Origin of the sequence: Streptomyces sp. Root1310 (assembly GCF_001426425.1) — a bacterium.
In the GTDB taxonomy this organism is placed as follows: domain Bacteria; phylum Actinomycetota; class Actinomycetes; order Streptomycetales; family Streptomycetaceae; genus Streptomyces.
Genome location: NZ_LMEQ01000012.1, coordinates 98,930 through 119,827, shown reverse-complemented (window position 1 = coordinate 119,827; position 20,898 = coordinate 98,930). Strand labels below are relative to the sequence as shown.

20 protein-coding genes are annotated in these 20,898 nt (G+C 71.3%); 8 read left to right on the top strand and 12 right to left on the bottom strand.

Annotation, left to right across the window (positions count from 1 at the left end; translation table 11 throughout):
• Positions 1 to 193 precede the first annotated feature (193 nt).
• The 4 genes from ASD48_RS18680 to ASD48_RS18665 are packed head-to-tail and all read right to left on the bottom strand — an operon-like array spanning position 194 to position 5,223.
• Positions 194 to 889 carry a demethylmenaquinone methyltransferase gene (locus ASD48_RS18680; RefSeq protein ID WP_057602793.1) on the bottom strand — a complete coding sequence of 232 codons (696 nt, stop codon included), beginning with the start codon at positions 887 to 889 and terminating at the stop codon, positions 194 to 196.
• A 32-nt stretch (positions 890 to 921) separates the two neighbouring features.
• Positions 922 to 2,379 (bottom strand): acyltransferase, encoded by a 1,458-nt coding sequence (locus ASD48_RS18675; RefSeq protein ID WP_057602792.1) that lies wholly within the window; start codon positions 2,377 to 2,379, stop codon positions 922 to 924.
• Positions 2,379 to 4,793, bottom strand: coding sequence for a bifunctional polysaccharide deacetylase/glycosyltransferase family 2 protein (locus ASD48_RS42075; protein ID WP_057602791.1), 2,415 nt, complete (start codon positions 4,791 to 4,793; stop codon positions 2,379 to 2,381). The genes ASD48_RS18675 and ASD48_RS42075 overlap by 1 nt, the downstream gene beginning before the upstream one ends.
• A 19-nt stretch (positions 4,794 to 4,812) precedes the next feature.
• Positions 4,813 to 5,223 carry a hypothetical protein gene (locus ASD48_RS18665; RefSeq protein WP_079073842.1) on the bottom strand — a complete coding sequence of 137 codons (411 nt, stop codon included), beginning with the start codon at positions 5,221 to 5,223 and terminating at the stop codon, positions 4,813 to 4,815.
• Between the two features lie 307 nt (positions 5,224 to 5,530).
• Here ASD48_RS18665 and ASD48_RS18660 point away from each other — a divergent pair, with 307 nt between their 5' ends.
• Complete coding sequence (locus ASD48_RS18660; RefSeq protein WP_199875865.1) at positions 5,531 to 6,571, top strand: chitinase; 1,041 nt, start codon at positions 5,531 to 5,533, stop codon at positions 6,569 to 6,571.
• Positions 6,572 to 6,615: 44 nt separating this feature from the next.
• On the opposite strand, the gene ASD48_RS18655 is transcribed toward ASD48_RS18660, so the two are convergent.
• The 6 genes from ASD48_RS18655 to ASD48_RS18630 form a co-directional block, all read right to left on the bottom strand.
• Positions 6,616 to 7,224 carry a hypothetical protein gene (locus ASD48_RS18655; protein WP_057602789.1) on the bottom strand — a complete coding sequence of 203 codons (609 nt, stop codon included), beginning with the start codon at positions 7,222 to 7,224 and terminating at the stop codon, positions 6,616 to 6,618.
• A gap of 7 nt (positions 7,225 to 7,231) precedes the next feature.
• Complete coding sequence (mqnC, locus tag ASD48_RS18650) at positions 7,232 to 8,431, bottom strand: cyclic dehypoxanthinyl futalosine synthase (protein WP_020130127.1); 1,200 nt, start codon at positions 8,429 to 8,431, stop codon at positions 7,232 to 7,234.
• 72 nt (positions 8,432 to 8,503) lie between these two features.
• Positions 8,504 to 9,250 carry a prepilin peptidase gene (locus ASD48_RS18645; protein ID WP_057602788.1) on the bottom strand — a complete coding sequence of 249 codons (747 nt, stop codon included), beginning with the start codon at positions 9,248 to 9,250 and terminating at the stop codon, positions 8,504 to 8,506.
• 38 nt (positions 9,251 to 9,288) lie between these two features.
• Entirely contained in the window at positions 9,289 to 9,846 is a 558-nt protein-coding gene (locus ASD48_RS18640) for a hypothetical protein (protein WP_057602787.1), read from the bottom strand.
• Complete coding sequence (locus ASD48_RS18635; RefSeq protein WP_057602786.1) at positions 9,843 to 11,573, bottom strand: serine/threonine-protein kinase; 1,731 nt, start codon at positions 11,571 to 11,573, stop codon at positions 9,843 to 9,845. The genes ASD48_RS18640 and ASD48_RS18635 overlap by 4 nt, the downstream gene beginning before the upstream one ends.
• Positions 11,574 to 11,646: 73 nt before the next feature.
• A complete protein-coding gene (locus ASD48_RS18630) occupies positions 11,647 to 12,495 on the bottom strand; it encodes a menaquinone biosynthesis protein (protein ID WP_057602785.1) in 849 nt (282 codons plus the stop codon).
• 288 nt (positions 12,496 to 12,783) lie between these two features.
• Here ASD48_RS18630 and ASD48_RS18625 point away from each other — a divergent pair, with 288 nt between their 5' ends.
• The 7 genes from ASD48_RS18625 to ASD48_RS18595 all read left to right on the top strand — a co-directional run bounded on the left by ASD48_RS18625 (position 12,784) and on the right by ASD48_RS18595 (position 18,354).
• Positions 12,784 to 12,987: a cold-shock protein gene (locus tag ASD48_RS18625; RefSeq protein WP_003974443.1), complete on the top strand. Its 204-nt coding sequence runs from the start codon at positions 12,784 to 12,786 to the stop codon at positions 12,985 to 12,987.
• A gap of 213 nt (positions 12,988 to 13,200) precedes the next feature.
• Positions 13,201 to 13,962, top strand: coding sequence for a class I SAM-dependent methyltransferase (locus ASD48_RS18620; RefSeq protein ID WP_079073841.1), 762 nt, complete (start codon positions 13,201 to 13,203; stop codon positions 13,960 to 13,962).
• Positions 13,963 to 14,120: 158 nt separating this feature from the next.
• A complete protein-coding gene (locus tag ASD48_RS18615) occupies positions 14,121 to 14,924 on the top strand; it encodes an alpha/beta hydrolase (protein WP_057602784.1) in 804 nt (267 codons plus the stop codon).
• Positions 14,924 to 16,387, top strand: a complete 1,464-nt coding sequence (locus tag ASD48_RS18610) for a SpoIIE family protein phosphatase (RefSeq protein ID WP_057602783.1) — start codon at positions 14,924 to 14,926, stop codon at positions 16,385 to 16,387. The genes ASD48_RS18615 and ASD48_RS18610 overlap by 1 nt, the downstream gene beginning before the upstream one ends.
• Positions 16,384 to 16,737, top strand: a complete 354-nt coding sequence (locus tag ASD48_RS18605) for an STAS domain-containing protein (protein ID WP_057602782.1) — start codon at positions 16,384 to 16,386, stop codon at positions 16,735 to 16,737. The genes ASD48_RS18610 and ASD48_RS18605 overlap by 4 nt, the downstream gene beginning before the upstream one ends.
• Before the next feature lie 80 nt (positions 16,738 to 16,817).
• Positions 16,818 to 17,324 (top strand): hypothetical protein, encoded by a 507-nt coding sequence (locus ASD48_RS18600; RefSeq protein ID WP_057602781.1) that lies wholly within the window; start codon positions 16,818 to 16,820, stop codon positions 17,322 to 17,324.
• A gap of 61 nt (positions 17,325 to 17,385) precedes the next feature.
• On the top strand, positions 17,386 to 18,354 hold the full coding sequence (locus tag ASD48_RS18595) for an aminoglycoside phosphotransferase family protein (protein ID WP_057602780.1): 969 nt from the start codon (positions 17,386 to 17,388) through the stop codon (positions 18,352 to 18,354).
• Here ASD48_RS18595 and kstD read toward each other — a convergent pair.
• Together kstD and ASD48_RS18585 are read right to left on the bottom strand one after the other, a co-directional pair.
• Positions 18,351 to 20,135, bottom strand: coding sequence for a 3-oxosteroid 1-dehydrogenase (gene kstD / locus ASD48_RS18590; protein ID WP_057602779.1), 1,785 nt, complete (start codon positions 20,133 to 20,135; stop codon positions 18,351 to 18,353). The genes ASD48_RS18595 and kstD overlap by 4 nt on opposite strands.
• A gap of 184 nt (positions 20,136 to 20,319) precedes the next feature.
• Positions 20,320 to 20,766, bottom strand: a complete 447-nt coding sequence (locus tag ASD48_RS18585; RefSeq protein WP_057603514.1) for an ATP-binding protein — start codon at positions 20,764 to 20,766, stop codon at positions 20,320 to 20,322.
• Positions 20,767 to 20,898: the final 132 nt, after the last annotated feature.

The following is a 20,898-nucleotide window of genomic DNA, read 5'->3' as shown; positions in this document are numbered from 1 at the left end:
GCGCCGGAGACCCGAGCCCCTGAGGCCCGGGCCGCGACCGCCGAGAGCCCGAGGGCCTGAGGTCCCGAGGTCCCGAGGTCTCGAGGGCCTGAGGTCCCGAGGGCCTGAGGTCCCGAGGGCCCGAGGTCCCGAGGTCCCGAGCGCCTGAGCCGCGACCGTCCGAAGGGCCGGGCCCGTGGCTGCGATCCGTGCCTCAGGCTTCCTTGAAGCCCCGGTGCAGGGTCACCACGCCGCCCGTCAGGTTGCGCCAGGCGACCTTCGACCAGCCGGCCTTGCGCAGATGCTCGGCGAGGGCGGGCTGATCGGGCCAGGCGCGGATGGACTCGGCGAGGTAGACGTAGGCGTCCGGGTTGGAGGAGACCGCGCGGGCGACCGGGGGCAGCGCGCGCATCAGGTACTCGGTGTAGACGGTCCGGAACGGCGCCCAGGTCGGGTGCGAGAACTCGCAGATCACGACGCGTCCGCCGGGCCGGGTCACCCGGTACATCTCGCGCAGGGCCGCGTCGAAGTCCTGCACGTTGCGCAGGCCGAAGGAGATGGTGACGGCGTCGAAGACGTCGTCCTTGAAGGGCAGTCGCGTGGCGTCCCCGGCGGTGAACGGCAGCCAGGTGTGGTTCCTCTTCCCGACCTGGAGCATGCCGAGGGAGAAGTCGCACGGGACGACGTAGGCGCCGGTGCGCGCGAAGGGGAGGGAGGAGGTCGCCGTGCCCGCGGCGAGGTCCAGGACCTTCTGGGCGGGGCGGGCGTCGACCGCCTTCGCGACCTCCTTGCGCCACCTCCGGTCCTGGCCGAGCGACAGGACGTCGTTGGTCAGGTCGTACCGTTCCGCCACGCGGTCGAACATCGAGGCGACTTCGTGGGGCTGCTTGTTCAGGGAAGCACGGGTCACCCGCCCATTGTGGCAGCCCCCTCCTCACCGGCTCACGGCAGGAGCCTCGGCTTCTTCCGTGCCGCGACGTCCTCGACCCACCCGCAGAGCAGCACGAACAGGACGATCAGCAGCCAGCCCACGCCGAACATGAACCACTGGCTCTCCAGCGGCAGGTACTTCTCGAAGGCGGGGATGTCCCAGAACCGGTCGATCAGCGGCACGGCCAGGATCAGGGCGATCTCGTGCCAGAGGTAGATCGTCACCGCGCGCGCGTTGAAGACGGTGACGATCCGGTTCGTGCGCCGGAAGCGGGTGAGCCAGGCGAAGTCGATCCCGAAGTACGCCTTCGCCCACATCAGCAGCATGACGAAGCCCGCCGACCAGAACGCCTGCGCGAGGGGGTCCTCGTCGAGGTCGTAGGTGCCGAACTCGGCCTGGTGCGTCAAGGCGTACCAGCCGCCGAACCCGATCGCCGCGAGCGACATCACGACCACCAGGGCCGGCTTCGCGCGCTGGAGGACGCCGTCGCGGTGCGCGAAGCCCAGCATCCAGCAGAAGAGGTACGTCGACAGGTCCCACATCGCGGTGCCGACGCGGTTGTCCGGGCCCGCCCAGACGAAGGTGAGCACCAGGATCGGCGCGAGGGAGAGCGCCAGCACGGGGACCGGCGCCAGCCGGAAGAGCCGCAGCAGCAGCGGGGAGAGCAGCACGAACCAGAGGTACGTCCGCAGGTACCAGAGGATCTCCCAGGCCTGCTCGCCCCAGGCGTTGCCCGGCGGGTCACCCAGCGGCACGACCCAGTAGACGATCTCCCAGCCCGGCAGCCAGTCGTGGATCAGCATCGCCAGGACGACGAAGACACCCCAGAACCAGAAGGGGGGAAGGAGCCGGCGGAATCGGCTCTTCACCACCTTCAGCGCCGGACGCTCCAGGGACTTCGCCATCAGGGTGCCGGCCAGGCCGAACATGATCCCCATGGAGGGGAAGACCATGCCCGCCCAGGCCCAGCCGAAGGTGTGGTACGCGACCACACGGATGAGGGCGAGGGCGCGGAGCGTGTCGAAGTAGCGGTCGCGTGGGGGAGCAGCGGGCTTGGACGGGGACGGGGGGTCCTCCGTCACCTCCTCGGTGACGGTCGTCGTCGCCGGTGCCTCGGACTCCCGACCGGGTCCCGGGTCCGGGTTCGGGTCCGGGTCCGGGTCCGGATACGGGTCCGCGTCCACCGCCGGCAGGGGCGCCGTCTCGTCGACGGCGACGCCCTGCCCGTACTGCGGGTACTCCGCGTACTCCGTGTTCTGCGCGTACTCGGGCGGATACGGCTGCTGCTGATACGGCTGGTGCCCGTCCTGCTGGGGAGGCTGCTGCTGCGGGTACGGCTGCTGCCCGTACCCGTCGTAGCCGTACAGGTACGGCGACGGCTGCCCGTACTCGTGGCCGTAACCCTGCCCCTGCCCCTGCCCCTGGCCGGGGCCGGGGCCGGGGCCGTAGCCCTGCTGCTCCCAGCTCATCAGCTCACCCCGGCGGGGGTGCCGACCTCACCGGTGCGCTTCAGCTTCTGCCAGCGCAGGCGGCCGCCGGTGAGGGCGGTGATGCAGGAGTGGATGAGGACGAGGTACATCATCTGGCGGTAGGCCAGTTGCTGGAGCGGCATCATCAGCAGGTAGCGGTACTTCTCGCGGTCGAGGCGGAACGCGTACGCCGCGCAGCCCAGTTGGACGCCGAGGACCGCCAGCCAGGCCAGCAGGGAGGCCTGGAAGTCGATGAAGATCATCGAGTAGACCGTGAACACGTCGATGAGCGGGGCGAAGACCGGCGTGATGATCTGGAAGAGGACCACGAGCGGCATGCCCACCCGGCCGAAGCGGCCCGAAGGCCCCTTGTCCGTCAGGGACTTGCGGTGCTTCCACAGCGCCTGCATGGTGCCGTAGGACCAGCGGTAGCGCTGGGACCACAGCTGCTTCAGCGAGCCGGGCGCCTCTGTCCAGGCCTTGGCGTGCTCCTGGTAGACGACCTGCCAGCCCGCGCGGTGCATGGCGATGGTGATGTCGGTGTCCTCGGCGAGGGTGTCCTCGCTCATGCCGCCGACCTCGAGCACGGCCTCGCGGCGGAACGCGCCGATCGCGCCGGGGATGGTCGGCATGCACCGCAGCAGGTCGTACATGCGGCGGTCGAGGTTGAAGCCCATCACGTACTCGATGTGCTGCCAGGCGCCGATGATCGTGTCGCGGTTGCCGACCTTGGCGTTGCCGGCGACCGCGCCGACCTTCGGGTCGGCGAAGGGCTGCACGAGGTGGTGCACGGCGTCCGGCTCGAAGACCGTGTCGCCGTCCATCATCACGACGATGTCGTAGCTGGCGCTGCGGACACCGTTGTTGAGGGCGGCCGGCTTGCCCGCGTTCTCCTGCCGGATGACGCGGACGTTCGTCATACCGAGGGCCCTGGCCGCCTCGCGCGAGATCTCGGACGTGTTGTCGTCCGAACCGTCGTCCACGATGATGATCTCGATCGGATGCGTGCTCTTCGCCAGCGACTTCAGGGTGTTGGCGATGCACTCCTTCTCGTTGTACGCCGGGACGATCACGCTGACCGGCCGGGTGACGGTCGGCCCCCAGCTGAAGCGGCGCTTGTTGCGCTTCCTGTAGTGCCGGCGGGCCAGGATCAGCATCATCCCGAACCGGCCCATGACGGCCACGCCGACGACCATCAGCCCCACCGACAGTGTCGGGACGGTCCACTCGGCGAGGGTGACCGCGGCGATGAGGGCCTTGCCCTCGTAGAGCGTCACGCCGGTTGCCTCGCGGTGGGCCGCCTGGAGCCGGTTGATGGTCTGGCCGGTCCCGCCGTTCGCGCCGGTGCCGGTGCCGCCCTCGCCGTTGGGCACGTTGCCGGGCTGCTCGCCGGTGGCCCCCTCTGTTCCCGCGGCCCCCTCGGTTCCGGTCGCTCCGTCGGTCGCCGTCGCCGCGCCGGCCCCGGCCGCGCCCGCGGCCTGCTGCTGACCCGTACCCGTGCCCGTGCCCGTGCCCGAAGCCTGCCGGGCCGCGGCGTTCTGCTCCTGCATCACGCCGCTGATGGTGGTGAAGGTGTAGCCCGCGGCCTTCATCTTCTCGATGTACGTCGGCAGCGCCTTGATCGTCTGCGAGCGCTCGCCACCCGCGTCGTGGAAGAGCACCGACGCGCCCTTGCCGTCCTCCGGCGTGGCCCACTTGATGATCTTCGAGACGCCCGGCTTCTTCCAGTCGTCGCTGTCCGTGTCGACGAAGACACTGGTGTAGCCGTCCTCACCCAGCTTCTTGTAGATGGGCCAGCTGTAGTTGTCGATGGCGTCCGTCTCGGAGGAGTACGGGGCGCGGAAGAGCGTCGTCGTGATGCCGGCCGCGCCCGCCAGCGCGAGCTGGGTCTGCTCCATCTCACGGTCGACGCGTGCGTCGGACTGGTAGGAGAGGTCGACGTGGGTGAAGGTGTGGATACCCACCTCGTTGCCCTCCTCGACCATGTCCTTCACGATGCTCGGGTAGCGCGAGACCATCGAGCCGACCAGGAAGAACGTGCCGGGCACGTCGTACTCCTGGAGGATCTTCAGCACCTGGGGCGTCCAGGTCGGGTTCGGCCCGTCGTCGAAGGTCAGCGCGATCGTCTTGTCCGGCACCGAGACGGTGGTGGCCTGGCCGCCCTGGAAGGTCAGGATCGGGCCGCCGTCGAGGACCTTTTCGGGCACCTTGCCGGCGCTGGCCCCGGTACGCACGCGCTGGTCCCCGCCGACCTCGGCCCGCAGATAGCCGTCGAGGAGCATCACGCTGGTCAGCGCGAGCAGAAGCAGCAGGGCGAGGATGACACGCGGTTTCTGCAGCGCCGCGGCCTTGCCCGCCGCCCGTGACATGCGGGTCGGGGCACGGCGGCGGCCGCGGGAGGAAGTGGTCGTCATGGGGGTGGCTGAACTCCGGTCAGTTGGCGGCCGCGGAAGCGGTCGCGGTCGGGGCGGAGCTCGGCGGCTCGCCGGTGGCGACGCCCGTGGGCGGAGTGCCGGTGGGCCTCGAGGGCGGGGTGCCGATACCGCCCTGCGGCTGGACGCCGCCGGGGCCGGAGTTCTGGGAGCCGCCCGGGCCTCCGTTGCCGAACGGCAGCAGGGAGGACGGGGCCAGGGAGGTGCCCCAGCCCATGAAGGCGGCGCCGAGGACGACGGCGTACACAAGACAGCCGACCCCCATGAGGAGGCCGATCCGGCGCAGCAGCTTGGACCTGCGCCCGGAGTTGTCAACGAACACGGGCCCCTCGGCGGAGGCGTCGTCACGTTTGCGGCTGCGACGGCTGCCGCGAGCAGCGGCACGGCTTTCGATGGCAGGCTCGGATTGCATTCCACGGATATTAGAGAGCCTTTATGTGGCACAAACTCTGTGCCGCTTGTGAGCGACCCATGAGAAACAGGTGAACCTGTCTCTTCGCTGAGAGATCCCCGAATCCCCTGCGCGGCACCTGCCCGCCATGGGAGGGTTGATTATCCCTTTTGGGCGGGCGGATATCACCTTTTGCGCGGTTACCTCCATGAACTGTCTGTGTATCCACTGTTCCCGCGCGATCCGCCCACTTGTGAGACATTTCCATTTGGGAAACACGCTTTGTTTCCATGCTGAGACAGAAATCACGAGAGCGGGTGCATACGCAATGAGGAGTTTCCTGATGCCGATGGCCGGGGTCACCTGCCTGTTTGCCCTGGCCGTTACAGGATGCTCCGCGGGGTCCGACAGCACGTCGGACGCGGCGCCGCCCGCGGAGAGCGAACAGGCGAACAGTCCCTCACCATCACCCAGCGCCACATCGTCGAGTACCGGCACCTCCTACGCGCCCTACGTGAGCGCGGTGGAGGCCAATGACAACGACTCGGCCGGCTCGCCGACGACGTACAACCTGGCGTTCGTCATCGCGAGCGGCAGCTCCTGTACGCCGAAGTGGAACGGTACGAACGCGATCGGCGACTCCGCGGTGAAGTCCCGTATCTCGGCGCTGACCGCGTCGGGCGCCACGGCGCGCGTGTCCTTCGGCGGGGCCTCCGGCAAGGAGTTGGCGGCCACCTGCGACAGCGTCTCCGAGCTCACGGAGGCGTACGGCGAGGCGCTCGACGCGGCCGGCTCCACCCAGGCCGACTTCGACATCGAGGGCGACGAACTGACCGACTCCGACTCGGTCGCCCTGCGTTCGCAGGCGATCGCCGCCCTCCAGGAGGAGCGCCCGGAACTCGAAGTGTCCTTCACCCTCCCGGTGATGCCCTCCGGGCTGGACGCCGACAGCCTGGCGCTGCTGGCGTCGGCGAACAAGTACGACGTCCAGGTCTCCACCGTCAACCTCATGACGATGAACTACGGCGAGTCGTACGCCGGCGACATGGGCGGGTACGCGGTCACCTCGGCGACGGCCGCGCAGGCGCAGCTCAAGAAGGTGTTCGGGACGACGGACGCCGACGCGTGGAAGGGGATGGCGCTCACCTCGATGATCGGCACCAACGACGTCGACAACGAGACGTTCTCGCTGGCGGACGCGGCGGAGGTGCGGACGTTCGCCGAGGAGAAGGGAATCTCCTGGGTGTCCATGTGGTCGACGTTCCGCGACCAGCAGTGCGAGGACGGCTCCGCCACGGACGACGCGTTGACCAATTGCAGTGGGGTCGAACAGAGTGCGGGGGCGTTCGCCGAGGCGTTCTCGAAGTAGGACGCGGCAGGTTCGGTCGTCGGTCCCCTGGTGAGGGGGCGGGCTCACCGCCCCCGGTACACCAGGCGGCCCTCGATCACCGTGGCCACGCAGGTTCCCGCGCCCCGGGTGGACAGGGCCGCCTCGTCGGGCACGTCGAAGACGGCGAAGCGGGCGGCGGAGCCGCGTTCCCTGGGCGGGGCGAACTCCACGGGCAGGCCGCAGGCGTACGGATCCAGCGAGGGCACCCCGCCGATGTGCCGCGCGGTCCGGGCCACGATCACCAGGCCGGAGCGGGCCACGGCGTCCCGCACCGCGCGCCGGCGCAGTTCCTCGCAGGCCACCGCTACCGTGCCGTGGGCCAGCATGCGCTGCACCCCGCGCCGGGCGCTCGCGCCCCAGCGGGCGTCGTCCGGGGCCAGGGCAGTGAGCGCGTCCCCGGTCAGCGGCTCGGTGCCCAGCTCGTCGGCCTCGCGCGGGTCGGGGTGGTAGGCCTCCGCCAGCAACTCCGTGCCGTGCGGGTTGACGAGACCGGGCGTCAGGACGCCGGGCCACCGGCGCAGCCGAGCCGACGGATACGCGGCGACGAGCTGCTCCAGCGGACCGGCCTCGGCGATCAGGGCACCCTCGACGGCGAGCGCCCGGCCCCTGGAGTCGGCGTGGATCGTCAGCAAGAGAGCCCTAGTTGGAGGCGAGGAGCTTCAGTTCGGGATGGGCGGTGCCGCCGGCGATGGCGGTCGACGAGATGTGGGACATGACCCGCTCGTCCACCGGGTCGTTCGCCGGGTCGTCGTGCACCAGGAGGTGCTCGTAGGTCGTCGCGCGCTGGGCCGGGACGCGCCCCGCCTTCCGGATCAGGTCGATGATCTCGAGGCGGTTGGAGCGGTGCTTGGCGCCGGCCGAGGAGACGACGTTCTCCTCCAGCATGATCGAGCCGAGGTCGTCCGCGCCGTAGTGCAGGGAGAGTTGGCCGACCTCCTTGCCCGTCGTCAGCCACGAGCCCTGGATGTGCCGGACGTTGTCGAAGAACAGCCGGGCGATCGCGATCATCCGCAGGTACTCGAAGAGGGTCGTTTGGGTACGGCCCTTCAGGTGGTTGTTCTCGGGCTGGTACGTGTACGGGATGAAGGCCCGGAAGCCGCCCGTCCGGTCCTGCACGTCACGGATCATCCGCAGGTGCTCGATGCGCTCGGCGTTGGTCTCACCGGTGCCCATCAGCATGGTGGACGTCGACTCGACGCCCAGCCCGTGCGCGGTCTCCATGATCTCCAGCCAGCGCTCGCCGGACTCCTTGAGCGGGGCGATGGCCTTGCGGGGACGGGCGGGGAGCAGCTCGGCGCCGGCGCCGGCGAAGGAGTCGAGGCCGGCGGCGTGGATACGGGTGATGGCCTCCTCGACCGACACCTTCGAGATCCGCGCCATGTGCTCGACCTCGGACGCTCCCAGCGAGTGGATCACCAGCTGCGGGAACGCCTCCTTGATGGCGGCGAAGTGCTTCTCGTAGTACTCCACCCCGAAGTCCGGGTGGTGCCCGCCCTGGAACATGATCTGCGTGCCGCCGAGCTCCACGGTCTCGGCGCACCGCCGCAGGATGTCGTCGAGGTCGCGCGTCCAGCCCTTGGCGGTGTCCTTGGGGGCCGCGTAGAAGGCGCAGAACTTGCACGCCGTGACGCACACGTTCGTGTAGTTGATGTTCCGCTCGATGATGTACGTGGCGATGTGCTCGGTGCCCGCGTACATCCGGCGGCGTACGGCGTCGGCGGCGGCGCCGAGCGCGTGCAGCGGGGCGTCACGGTAGAGGTCGAGGGCCTCTTCCGGGGTGATCCGCCCGCCGTCCGCGGCACGGTCGAGCACAGACTGGAGGTCGGCCTTCTCGGGCACCGGAGCGTCCCTTTCGTCAAGGGTTGTGGACAGACCGAACCAGCCTACGCCAGCGGTCCCGGCAGCCGGACGTCAGGCCGCGTACGCACCGATCAGCAGCCCGGCGAAGGTCCCGGCGAGCATGAACGGCCCGAAGGCGATCACCGTCTTGCGGCCGGCCCGTCCCACGACGGCCAGGGCGCCCCCGTACAGCGCCCCGAGCAGGAACGCGGCGAACGTGCCCAGCATGACCGTCGCCCAGCCGTACCAGCCGAGGACGGCGCCCATCGACAGCGCCAGCTTCACGTCGCCGTACGCCATGCCGCCGGGGTTGACGAGGTGCAGCACGAGAAATCCGGCGCCGAGGGCGAGCGCGCCGAGCAGGGCCGTGGTCCAGTCGCCGGCGTGCTCGGGCAGCAGGGCGGCCGGGCCCAGCAGGACTAGGGCGGCGGCCGCGAGCGGGAGGGTGAGCGGATCGGGCAGCCGGCGCACGCGCAGGTCGACGGCGGCCAGCAGCACCCCGACCGGCGCGAGCAGCAGCCAGACGACGAGTTCGGGCCGCGGACCGGTCGCGGCGGCGAGCGCGGCACAGACGGCGGCGGCGAGCGGAGGAAGGCCGACGGCACCGGGCGCGTAGGCGGCGGCGCACCGCTCGCACCAGGCCCGTCCGAGCCACCCCCGGATCGGGTGTCCGCCCGGGCAGGTCGTACGCCAGCCGCCGTCCCGCTCCTCCCACGGTACGGAGAACCGGTGGACGGCCCGTGGCAGCAGCGCACCCGCCAGGACGCCCCAGAGCGCGGCGACGGTGATCAGCACCAGGTCGCCGGGAGGTGTGGTCATCGGCAGAGATCCGAGGTCCCACGGATTCGGAGGCGGCGTCATGACGAGCGTGCCGCCCTGCTCCTGCCCTTGCCCTTCTTGCGCAGTCTCCTCATCCGGGCCCGCTCCTCGGCGCGGCGCGCCGCGGTCACCGTGCCGCGCCGGCGGTACAGGAGCAGGCCGAGCACCGCGGCCGTGACCGCGTAGGAGAGGAACGCGCTGCCCGTACCCGGGATGTACGCGCACCTCGTGTCGCCCGATCTGCAGTTGCGGCCGGGCAGCGCGCCGAGGACGTACATCAGCGCGCCGAAGGCCACCGTCCAGGAGACCGCTCCCCCGGTCGCGAGCCCGATCCGCGCCGGGCCGGAAAGACCGCGGTCCGGGTTCCGTTCAGGGGAGGAGAACCAGGTGCCACCGACCCATCCGGCCACCGAGAGCAGCCCGAGCACCGCGCCGGCCGTCCATCCGCCACCGGGGAGGTCCACCAGCGCCGGTGCCGTCACGCGTACGAACCACCTCCACACACCCATGGCGAACAGCAGGACGGCGAGGAGGGCCGCGAGGAAGAGGACACCGCCGACGACGCCCCAGCCGGCCCGGCCCCGGAACCGGTTCACTGTGCGACCTTCGACATGCGGGCCACCGGATTGCCCTCCGCCGCGCTGTCCGAGGCGTACGTCAGGTCGTCGCCGGTCGGGGTGAGCCGGATCGTGTGGGGCGTGGGATTGCAGCCGCTGTGGTTGCTCTCGGCGCCGACCGAGGTGGCGACGACCTCCTTCTCCGTCACCTGCTTCAGCGTCAGGACGTCGACGCAGCTGCCGCCGAGCACGTCCGTCTGCCGCAGCTCACCCAGCTTGTCGCCCACATCCGCCGGTCGGACCGTCACCCGGAAGGTGCCCATCGGCAGGGTGCCGCCGAGGCCGCTGCCCTCGCCCTCCCAGGTGCCGACATAGCGCCCCGGGAGCGCGGTGGGCGCCTGCGAGGCGGCCGGACCGGAACTCGAACCGCTCGCGGGCGCCGAGGAGTAGGCGTCGCTGCCGGAGGCGTCGTTGTGGTCGTCGTCGCCCGGCAGCAGGTGGAACAGGAACACCGACCCGACCGTGACCGCCGCCATCGCCCCCGCGACCGCCAGCGCGACGGTGCAGCTCAGCCGTCGTCCGCGGCCGCCCTCTCCCGGAGTCGCGGTGGCCGCCACGGTCACGGAGACCTTGCCCGGCCGGTCCGGGCCGGTGGCCGCCGGCCCGGCGTCCCTCGGCTCGGGGACGGGACGAGACTCGGGGACCGGGGGCGGCGCGTCGGCCGGAGTGGCGTCTCCCCCGCCCATCACCGGCGGCGGCCCGAACTCCCCCAACGCCACGGCCGACTTCCCCGAGGTCACCGCCGGGCTGCTGAAGCCCACCGGCCCGGACAGGGCCGGTTGCGCCCCGGCGCCCGTCCCCTCCAGGTTCAGCAGCTGTACGGCGCTGCGCCCCAGTTGCTCCACCAGCGCACCCGGCAGCCATCCGCCCGCCACCAGCCGGGCCGCGCCCTCGGGGGCGAGCCGCCGGGCCACGTCGGCGGGGGCCGGCCGGGCGGTCGGGTCCTTGGACAGACAGGCTTCGACCACCGCCCGGAGTTCACCCCGCAGTCCGCTGTCCGGCTCGCCCAGCTCGGGCTGTTCGTGGACGACCTTGTAGAGGAGGGCGGCCGAGGAGTCCCCGGGGAACGGGGGCCGTCCGGTCGCCGCGTACGCCAGCACCGCGCCGAGGGAGAAGACGTCGGCGGCGCCGGACGCGACCTTGCCGAGGATCTGTTCGGGGGCCATGTAGCCGGGCGAGCCGACCGACACGCCGGTCGAGGTGAGCGACGCCGTGCCGTCGGTGGCCCGGGCGATGCCGAAGTCGATGAGCAGCGGGCCGTCCACCGTCAGCAGGACGTTGGACGGCTTCACGTCCCGGTGCACCAGGCCCAGTTCGTGCACGGCTGCCAGCGCCTCCGCCAGGCCCGCGCCCAGCACCCGTACGGAGTGTTCGGGCAGCGGTCCGCCGCCGGAGGTGACCGCCGCGGCCAGGGAGGGGCCGGCCGCGTAGCCCGTGGCGACCCATGGCACCGTCGCCTCCGGATCGGCGTCCAGGACCGGTGCGGTCCACGCGCCGCCGACCCGCCGCGCGGCATCGACCTCGCGCCGGAAGCGGGCGCGGAACTCCTCGTCGAGCGCGAGGTGCGGGTGCACGATCTTCACGGCGACCGTGCGGCCGCCGGCGCTGCGGCCCAGATAGACGCGGCCCATCCCGCCGGCGCCGAGGCGGCCGAGCAGCCGGTAGGGACCCACGGCCGTGGGTTCGTCGGCTCCGAGCGGCTGCATTGGACGTCCCCCTCTCCCCCGAAAGGCGCCCCCGCGGGGCCCCGTAGGACTCGGCAGCAGCGTAGTGCCGTGGCTAGGGCCGGAGCAGCTCGACCTTCACGTCCGCCGGGAAGCCCGTCGTCGGGCCGACCCGGCGGGCGAACTCGGTGACGGCCTCCAGCTGGGGGGCGCCGAAGCGGAAGTCGAGCGTGGTGAAGTACTGCTCCAGCACCCGCTCGTCGAACTCCTCCCAGCGGGCCGCCTGCTCGGCGACCTTGCCGACCTCGTCGAGGGAGAGGTTGCGGGACTCGATGAAGGCCTCGTGGACCTGACGGGTGATGACCGGCTCGCGCTCCAGGTACTCCCGGCGGGCCGCCCACACCGCGAAGACGAACGGCAGTCCGGTCCACTCCTTCCAGAGCGCCCCGAGGTCGTGCACCTCCAGGCCGAACTTCGGTGCGTCCAGCAGGTTGGCCCGCAGCGCCGCGTCTCCGATGAGTACGGCCGCCTCGGCGTCCTGCATCATCAGGCTGAGGTCGGGCGGGCAGGTGTAGTAGTCCGGCCGGACGCCGAAACGGTCCGCCAGCAGCAGTTGGGCGAGCCGCACGGAGGTGCGGGAGGTCGAGCCGAGGGCGACCCTCGCGCCGTCCAGCTTCTCCAGCGGGACCTGGGAGACGATCACACAGGACATCACCGGGCCGTCGCAGCCGACGGCGATGTCGGGGAAGGCGACCAGGTCGTCGGCGTTCTTGAGGAACTCGACGAGGGTGATGGGCCCGATGTCGAGGTCGCCCGACACCAGGCGCTCGCTGAGCTTCTCCGGGGTGTCCTTCGTCAGCTCGAAGTCGAGGAGGGTGCCGGTTCTCGCGAGCCCCCAGTAGAGGGGCAGGCAGTTGAGGAACTGGATGTGGCCGACGCGCGGCCGGGTGCGAGAATTGTCCACATCGCGAGGCTAGACCCCGTCGGATACCGTGGGCACTCCACCCCCTCGGTCAACCCCTTCCGGGGATCTTCAAACATCCGGGTGACGTGATCTTGACCTCTATTGCTTTCGGCTGCCTGCATGCTAGGCTCGCCGCAAGTTGCAGTTTGGTTTCCCTTGCAGTACAGAGCCTGCGGAGCATGTAACCGCGGGCTCTCGTCGTTTTCAGACGTATGCAGTTGTGCGGCACTTGCTTTCACGCTTGCAGGGTTCTGGAGCAGGGCAACCCTTTGGGCCCAAGGAGGGCTTATGGCTACCGGAACCGTGAAGTGGTTCAACGCCGAAAAGGGCTTTGGCTTCATCGCCCAAGAAGGCGGCGGCCCCGACGTCTTCGTCCACTACTCCGCGATCAACGCGCAGGGTTTCCGCTCGCTCGAGGAGAACCAGCAGGTCTCCTTCGACGTGACGCAGGGCCCGAAGGGTCCCCAGGCGGAGAACGTCACCCCCGTCTGATCTTCAGAACCCTGAGATCGCAAGTCTGAGAGCAGTACCCAAGGAGCCCTGTGCCGGTCGGCACGGGGCTCCTGCCTTTGCCCTCCTGCCTTGGACCGAGGGTGCCGTGGACCGAGGGTGCCGTGGACCAAGGGTGCTGCGGGCGACGGGGGTGGCGTGAATCCGCCCTCGCGCCGATCTCCCTGTCAGGGGTGCCCCCTAGGCTCCCCGCCCATGACCACCACCCCTGACGCCACCCCGGACGCCATCTCCGACACACCGGATCCCACCTCCGCGATCACGCCGGAGGCCATCGCCGCCACTCCGGACCCCACCTCCGTCACCCCCGGTTCCGTCGCCGCCACCCGTGCCTTCTACGACGTCATCGCCGAGGACTACGCCGAGCGCTTCCGTGACGAGCTGGCGGCGAAGCCGCTGGAGCGGGCCGTGCTCGGCGCGTACGCCGAGCTCGTCGGCGCCGGGGGCCGGGTGGCGGACCTGGGGTGCGGTCCCGGCCGGGTGACGGGGTTCCTCGGCGCGCGTGGGCTGGACGTCTGCGGGCTCGACCTGTCGGACTCGATGCTGGCGGTCGCGCGGCGCGAGAACCCGGCGATCCGGTTCGAGCGGGGCTCGATGCTGGAGCTGGGCTTCGCCGACGGGAGTCTCGCGGGGGTCGTCTCCTTCTACTCCTCCATCCACACCCCTGTGGAGAAGCTTCCGGCGCTCTTCGCCGAGTTCCACCGGGTGCTCGTCCCCGGCGGTCATCTCCTCCTCGCCTTCCAGGTCGGCGACGAACCGCGCCACTTCGACCGGCCGTGGGGCCACCCGGTCGCCCTCGACTTCGAACGGCGCCGCCCTGAGCGGATGGCCGAGCTGCTCGGGGCGGCCAGTTTCGCGATGCTGTCGTGCACGGTGCGGGAGCCGGACGCCGACCGCGGCGAATCGACCCCGCACGCCTTCCTGATCGCCCGCAGGCCGACCACACCGGACGCCTGAGCGCCGCGCCGTAGGTGACAGGGATGAGAGGGATGAGAGGGGTGACGGGAATGGCGGGAATGGCGGGAATGGCGGGGATGACAGGAGTCACAGGGGTGACACAGGTGACACCTGGCTGAGTACCGGAGTGACGGGCGGGGTTTGGGAAACTGGTGAGTATGGACATCGATCGCAGGAACAACGTCACGATCACCGGTGACCCGCAGGGGCCGACGGTGGTCCTGGCGCACGGATTCGGCTGTGATCAGAACATGTGGCGGCTCACCGTGCCCGCCCTGGCCGAGAAGTACCGGGTGGTGATGTTCGACTACGTGGGGTCGGGCCGCTCGGACCTGTCGGCGTTCTCGGTGGCCCGCTACTCCTCCCTCGACGGTTACGCGCGCGACGTGGTGGAGGTGTGCGAGGCGCTCGATCTGCGCGACGCGACGTTCGTGGGGCACTCGGTCAGCGCGATGATCGGCGTGCTGGCCGCCGACATGGCTCCGGAGCGCATCGGGGCGCTGGTGATGGTCGCCCCGTCACCGCGGTACATCGACGACGCGGACTACCGCGGCGGGTTCAGCGCGCCGGACATCGACGAGCTGCTGACGTCGCTGGAGTCGAACTATCTGGGCTGGTCGGCGGCGATGGCGCCGGTGATCATGGGGAACCCGGAGCGGCCCGAGCTCGGTGAGGAGCTGAAGAACAGTTTCTGCGCCACCGACCCGGACATGGCGCGGGTCTTCGCCCGGACCACGTTCCTGTCGGACTCGCGAGACGACCTGAAGAGCGTGCGGGTGCCGACGCTGGTGCTGGAATGCACCCAGGACGCCATCGCGCCCCGGGAGGTCGGCGCCTTCGTCCACCGGTCGATCCCCGGCTCGACGCTGATCACTCTCGACGCCATCGGGCACTGCCCGCACCTGTCCGCGCCCGAGGCCACCAACGAAGCGATCACCGGCTTCCTGGCGGGGCTGCGGTGATGTGCCGTACCGGCCGGCAGTCCGACCCGGCCGATCCCGAGACCTCTTGCGGCACCGGCCCCGCCATCGATGCCGCCGCCGAAGCCGGTGCCGGTACCCGTGCCGGCGCCGGTGCCAGTTCCGGCACCAGTCCCCATGCCGGTGCCGGTGCCGGTGCCGACAACGGGAAGGCCTCGGACGCGGCGTTCGCCGCGCTGCTGGAGGACAGCGCCGAGGACCTGTACGAGAGCGCGCCCTGCGGATACCTGTCCATGCTGATGGACGGCACCATCGCGAAGATCAACACCACGCTGCTGGACTGGCTCGGCCTCGATCGGGAGACGGTGGTGGGCCGGATGCGGTTCACCGACCTGCTGACGGTCGGCGGCAAGCTGTACCACGAGACCCATTTCGCGCCGCTGCTGCGCATGCAGGGCCGGATCGGCGGCATCGCGCTCGAGATGAAGCAGGCGGACGGCGTCCGGATGCCGGTGCTGGTCTCCTCCGTGGTCAAGTACGGCGGTGGCGGCGAGCCGCTGCTGATCCGCACCACCGTCTTCGACGCCCGGGACCGCCGCGCCTACGAGGAGGAACTCCTGCGCGGCCGGAAGGCGGCCGAAGAGGCGCGCCGACAGGCGGAGGCGGACCGCGCCAGGCTGCAGGAGGCCCTCGCGGTGCTCCAGCAGTCGCTGCTGCCCGCCACCCTGCCGCCGGTACCCGGGATGGAGACGGCCGCCCACTACTGCACGGCCTCCCCCGACCGGCTCGGCGGCGACTTCTACGACGTCTTCCCGGTCGACGGCAAACGCTTCGCGTTCTTCCTCGGCGACGTGTGCGGCAAGGGCCCCCAGGCCGCCGCCGTCACCTCCCTGACCCGGTACACCCTGCGGGCCGCCGCTCTGCACGACTCCGACCCGGTCACGGCCCTGTCGACCCTCAACAAGGTGCTGCACGAGCGGTATTCCGCCGGTGGTGATCCGCGCTACTGCACGGCCGTCTTCGGGGTTCTCGACCCCGACCCGGCGACCGGGCGGGTCACCGTCCGCATCGCCTCGGGAGGCCATCCGCCGGTCCTCGTCCTGCGTGCCGACGGCACCGCCGACTTCCTGCCCACGCCGGGCGGTCTCCTCGTCGGCGTCCTGCCCGACGCGCGCTTCGTCGCGGCCACCACGGTCCTCGCCCCCGGCGACACCCTCCTGCTCTACACGGACGGACTCACCGAGGCCCGTACCGGCGAGGACCGGGAGACCCTGTACGGGGACGAGGCCCTGCGCGCCTTCGCCGCCGAGCACGCCGGCCGGCGCCCGCAGGCCGTCATCCAGGCCCTGACCGGTCTGCTGGACGAGTTCGGCGACGGCCTCGACGACGACACCGCCCTGCTCGCGCTCGGGGTCCCCGCCCTCGACCCCGAACTCGACCCCGAACTCGACCCCGGAACCGACATCGACCCCGACCCCGACCCGGCGACGAAGAGCACCCGATGAGCCCGCTGAAGATCACCACCCGAGACACGGCGACCGGTCCCGTCCTGGCGATTCTCGGCGACCTCGACTACGCCCACGCCGCCGAGCTGCGTGACCTGCTCCCCACGCTGACCCTCCGGCCCGGCCAGCTCCTCGTCCTGGACCTGGCCGGCATGGACTTCTGCGACTCCAGTGGCATCACCGCGCTGATCGCGGCCCACCACCACGCCCAGGCCGCCCACGCGGACATCGCACTGGCCGCCGTTCCGGCCAACACCCTGCGCATCCTGCGCATCGTCGGCCTCGACCAGATCTTCCCCCTCCACCCCGACAGCGAGAGCGCCGCCCGGAACCCGCGGCAGAGTCACTGACGACAACGGCGGCCACCGCACCCGGGGAAAACGGCCTCCACGCAGTTGAACATGTTCAAAAAACCTGGCAGGGTCGGGGCATGAGATGGCGCCCCCGAGGTGCGGCCCTCGCGTCGGCCGTGGCGGCGACGGCCGTGCTGAGCGCGTGCACCGCCGGCCTGGCCGGGCCCTACCAGTACTACAACGGCACCGGTCTGCACGACGCCACGGTGGCCGAGGCGTCGGGGACCTGGCGAAGCGTCGAGGAGACACAGCTGACGCTCCGGCCCGACGGGACGGCCGCCCTCCGCCTGCTCGACGGCCAGGACTTCGACTTCGACGACGCCTGGCGCGTGACCGGTTCGGGGACCTGGAAACTCACCGACGGCTCCGGCGGCCAGGAGATCGAGCTCTCCATGACGACCCGGACGGCGGCCGGGACCCGGGTCACCACCCCCGCGCCAACGGCGTCGCCCACCGCGCCCTCGACGTACACCTGGCGGTTCTACGTCGACCGCGACACGCACAGGAAGCTCGTGCTGTTCTTCTTCTACGGCGACCCCGACGCCGGCAACACCTACCTGATGACACGCGCCGCCGCTCGATGAGCCGTTCGACCGTGCGGGCCGGAACCAGGACCTCCCGGCACGGTCCCGGCACAATGGGCCCATGATCGAGGTACCGCAGGTCTTCGCGAACACCACCGTCCAGCGGGAGGGAAAGCGCGGGGCGGGCTGGGTCGAGGGACTCCCCGCCCTGGTGGCCGAGTTGCTCGACCGCTGGGGCTGTACGCCCGACGGTGAGATCGTGCACGGCGGCGTCGGGATCGTCGTACCCGTGCTGCGACGGCCCGACCGGACCCCCGCCGTCATCAAGGTGTCCTTCCCGCACCCCGGCAACGTCCACGAGCCCGACGCCTTCGCCGCCTGGAGCGGAACGGGTGCCGTACGGCTGTACGAGCGGGACGACGAGCGCTTCGCGATGCTGCTGGAGCGGGTGGAGACGTCGTCCCTCGCCGAGGTCGAGGACACCGAGGAGGTCGCCGTCGTCGCCGGACGGATCAGCCGCCGGCTCGCCGTTCCCGCGCCGGTCGGCCTCCCCCGGCTGAGCGACATGGCCGACGGCTGGAAGCGGCAACTGCTGCTCGACCAGGCGGAGTTCGACCGGGCTCTGCCCGCCCGAACCGTCGACGCGGCGCTGGAGACCGTACGAGAACTCGGGCGCAGCCAGCCCGATCTGCTCGTCCACGGTGACCTGCACGCCCGTAACATCCTGCGCGCCGAGCGGGAGCCGTGGCTCGCCGTCGATCCCAAGGGGTGGGCCGGGGACCCCGCGTACGACGGCGGCACCCTGCTCAAGCCGCTGATCTTCGGGCATGTGGTGCGGCACGGCCCGGGCAGCGACGGAGACCTGCGCCGGGTCGCCCACCGCATCCTGGACCACTTCGCGGAGGCCGCCGGACTGGACCGCGAACGCACCCGCCGCTGGGCGCAGCTCCACCTGGTCCAGGCCGCCTTCCACGGGCGGCACCACGGGTTCCGGGTCGCCCGTGAGGGACCGCGCCTCGATCTCCTCACCGAGTTCGTGGACCGGCTGGCGGAGACACTCACCCCGTATCGGCACCCGTCACATCCCTAGAGTCCCCCGGCGAGGTCGAGGGCCGCGATGTAGCCGAAGGTCATCGCGGGCCCGATCGTCGAACCGGCGCCGGCGTAGCTGTGCCCCATGACGGAGGCGCCGGCGTTCCCGGCGGCGTACAGGCCGGGGATCGTCGATCCGTCGGCGCGCAGCACGCGGGCCCGGGCGTCCGTGCGCAGGCCGCCCTTGGTGCCGAGGTCGCCGGGGACGATCCGGAAGGCGTAGTACGGCGGCAGCCAGAGGGGCGCGAGGCAGGAGTTGGGGAGGACCGAGGGGTCCGTGTAGTAGTGGTCGTAGGCGCTGTCGCCGCGCTTGAAATCGGTGTCCTTGCCTTTGAGGGCAAGGGAGTTGAAGCGGTCGACGGTGGAGCGGAGCGCGGCGGCCGGAACGCCGATCGAGGCGGCGAGGGCGTCGAGGGTCCAGGCCTTGCGCGCGGCGCCCGAGGTGTACCAGTCGTCGGGAAGCACGAAGGTCGGGGCGATGTCCTTGAAGAGGTACCGGTTGCGGTAGTTCTGGTCGACGACCAGCCACGCCGGGATGTCGGGGGCGGTGGGGTCGAGGTCGTACATCGTGTGCACCACGTCGCTGTAGGGACCGGCCTCGTTGACGAAGCGGGCGCCGGCCTGGTTCACCAGCAGGCCTCCGGGCAGGGTGCGTTCGGCGAGACAGAAGTAGGGCTCGCCGGGGAGCGGGATCGCGGGCCCCCACCAGGCGTCGTCCATCAGCGCCAGCGCGCCGCCCGCGCGTTGACCGGCGCGTATCCCGTCCCCGGTGTTCTCCTTCGCCCCGACCGTCCACGCGGTCCCGATCGGCTGCCGCTGGTACTGCGCCCGCATCGCCGCGTTGTGCTCGAACCCGCCCGAGCCGACGACGACCCCCCGCCGGGCCCGCAGGAGTCCCGGCACGCCGTCGCGCGTGACCACGGCCCCCGTCACCACTCCCCCCTCGACGTGCAGGTCGGTGAGCGGGGTGTTCAGCCACACCGGCACCTGGGCGGCGAGCAGGCCGGCGCGCAGGCCCGCGGCCAGCGACTGCCCCATGGTGAGCGGCTTCTGCCCGAGCAGGGCCGCCCTGGTCCCGCGCGCCAGGCACTCGGTGGCGACGGCAGCCCCCTTGACGCTGACGGCGGCCAGCGCGAGCCACTTGTAGTCCGCGCTGAACACGACCATCCCCGCCGGTACGGCCATGTACGGCGGGTTCAGGCGGGCGAGTTCGGCTCCGAGGAGGTTGCCGTCCAGCTGGTCGGGCTCGACGGAGCGGCCGCCGGGCAGCCCGCCCGGCAGCCCCGGGTAGTAGTCGCTGTACCCCTCCATCCAGCGGAAGCGCAGCGGACTGTTGGCCATGACGAAGGAGAGCATGGCGGGCCCGTGGGCGAGGAAGGCGGCCTGGCGGTCGGCGGAGACGTCCGCCCCGACCACGGCGGCCAGGTAGGCGGCCGCCTTGGCGGGTGTGTCCGGGACCCCGGCGGACAGGATGACGGAGTTGTTCGGGATCCAGATCCCCGCGCCCGAGCGGGCGGCGGACCCGCCGAACGTCGGCGCCTTCTCGGCCACGACACAGCTGAGCCCGCGCTTCGCGGCCGTCAGCGCGGCGGTCATCCCGGCGGCGCCGGAGCCGATGACGACCACGTCGTAGGTTCCGAGGACCGGAAGGTCGGCGGCGGCCGCCTCCCGGCCGGCGGCGGCCAGCGCCAGCCCCGCGCCCGCACCGGCGGAGGCGCCGAGCACGGCCCTCCGGGAGGGAAGTCCGACGTGTCTCACAGGGTCCGCGCTCGTGGTCATGGCCACTCCAGCCAGTGGGGAACGAATGGATGGATTCGGGTGCGGAGCCCGGAATGTCGCGCGGGGGTCTTGGGAAGTCAAGAGCCATGCGGTGGCCGGAACTTCCCGCTCTGGCTCAGCTCCGGCTCATCCTGGGCCCGGCCCGGCCCGGCCCGGCCCGGCTCGGCTCGGACTCGGCTCGGGCTCACCTCCGGCCGTGGAGCGGCAGCTCGGCCCAGACCGTCTTGCCGACGTCCCGCTCCGCGACCCCCCACGTGCGGGCCAGCACCCAGACGAGGATCAGACCCCGGCCGCCCTCCTCCTCCGGGTTCGTGACGATCCGCAGTCGCCGGTCCCCGCGGGCGTCGCTCACCTCGACACGCAGCGTGTCTCCCGGGAGCAGCAGGAGCCGCAGCCCGAAGTCCCGGCCCGGGACCCGTCCGTGCGTGACGGCGTTGGCGGCCAGTTCCGCGACCACCTGCTGCGCGGTGTGGTTGGCGTCGCCGCCGTGCGGATGCCCCCAGGCGCTGAGCTGGTGCCCCGTGAGGCGACGGGCCAGCCGGGCACCGCGCGGCGTCGCGCTGAGGCGCAGGCTCAGCTCACCGAGCGGGGTGTCCCGGGCGGATTCCCGGGCGGAGCCCTGGGTGGAGATCTGGGTGGAGATCTGGGTGGAGATTTCGGAGTTCACCTGACTGAGCGTGGTCGGTTGTCCCTACCCTGACCAGGAGCGGCACGGCGACTCTGGGTAGTTGTACGGCTGCGGTGGGGCAGACGTACGGGTCGT

Coding starts and splice junctions, on each gene's coding strand:
- ASD48_RS42075 (WP_057602791.1), bottom strand. CDS start 4,793: ATGACGACCACTTCCTCCCGCGGCCGCCGCCGTGCCCCGACCCGCATG.
- ASD48_RS18625 (WP_003974443.1), top strand. CDS start 12,784: ATGGCTACCGGAACCGTGAAGTGGTTCAACGCCGAAAAGGGCTTTGGC.
- ASD48_RS18665 (WP_079073842.1), bottom strand. CDS start 5,223: ATGCAATCCGAGCCTGCCATCGAAAGCCGTGCCGCTGCTCGCGGCAGC.
- kstD (WP_057602779.1), bottom strand. CDS start 20,135: ATGACCACGAGCGCGGACCCTGTGAGACACGTCGGACTTCCCTCCCGG.
- ASD48_RS18615 (WP_057602784.1), top strand. CDS start 14,121: ATGGACATCGATCGCAGGAACAACGTCACGATCACCGGTGACCCGCAG.
- ASD48_RS18645 (WP_057602788.1), bottom strand. CDS start 9,250: ATGACCACACCTCCCGGCGACCTGGTGCTGATCACCGTCGCCGCGCTC.
- ASD48_RS18660 (WP_199875865.1), top strand. CDS start 5,531: ATGAGGAGTTTCCTGATGCCGATGGCCGGGGTCACCTGCCTGTTTGCC.
- ASD48_RS18605 (WP_057602782.1), top strand. CDS start 16,384: ATGAGCCCGCTGAAGATCACCACCCGAGACACGGCGACCGGTCCCGTC.
- ASD48_RS18620 (WP_079073841.1), top strand. CDS start 13,201: ATGACCACCACCCCTGACGCCACCCCGGACGCCATCTCCGACACACCG.
- ASD48_RS18610 (WP_057602783.1), top strand. CDS start 14,924: ATGTGCCGTACCGGCCGGCAGTCCGACCCGGCCGATCCCGAGACCTCT.
- ASD48_RS18635 (WP_057602786.1), bottom strand. CDS start 11,573: ATGCAGCCGCTCGGAGCCGACGAACCCACGGCCGTGGGTCCCTACCGG.
- ASD48_RS18600 (WP_057602781.1), top strand. CDS start 16,818: ATGAGATGGCGCCCCCGAGGTGCGGCCCTCGCGTCGGCCGTGGCGGCG.
- ASD48_RS18675 (WP_057602792.1), bottom strand. CDS start 2,379: ATGAGCTGGGAGCAGCAGGGCTACGGCCCCGGCCCCGGCCCCGGCCAG.
- ASD48_RS18595 (WP_057602780.1), top strand. CDS start 17,386: ATGATCGAGGTACCGCAGGTCTTCGCGAACACCACCGTCCAGCGGGAG.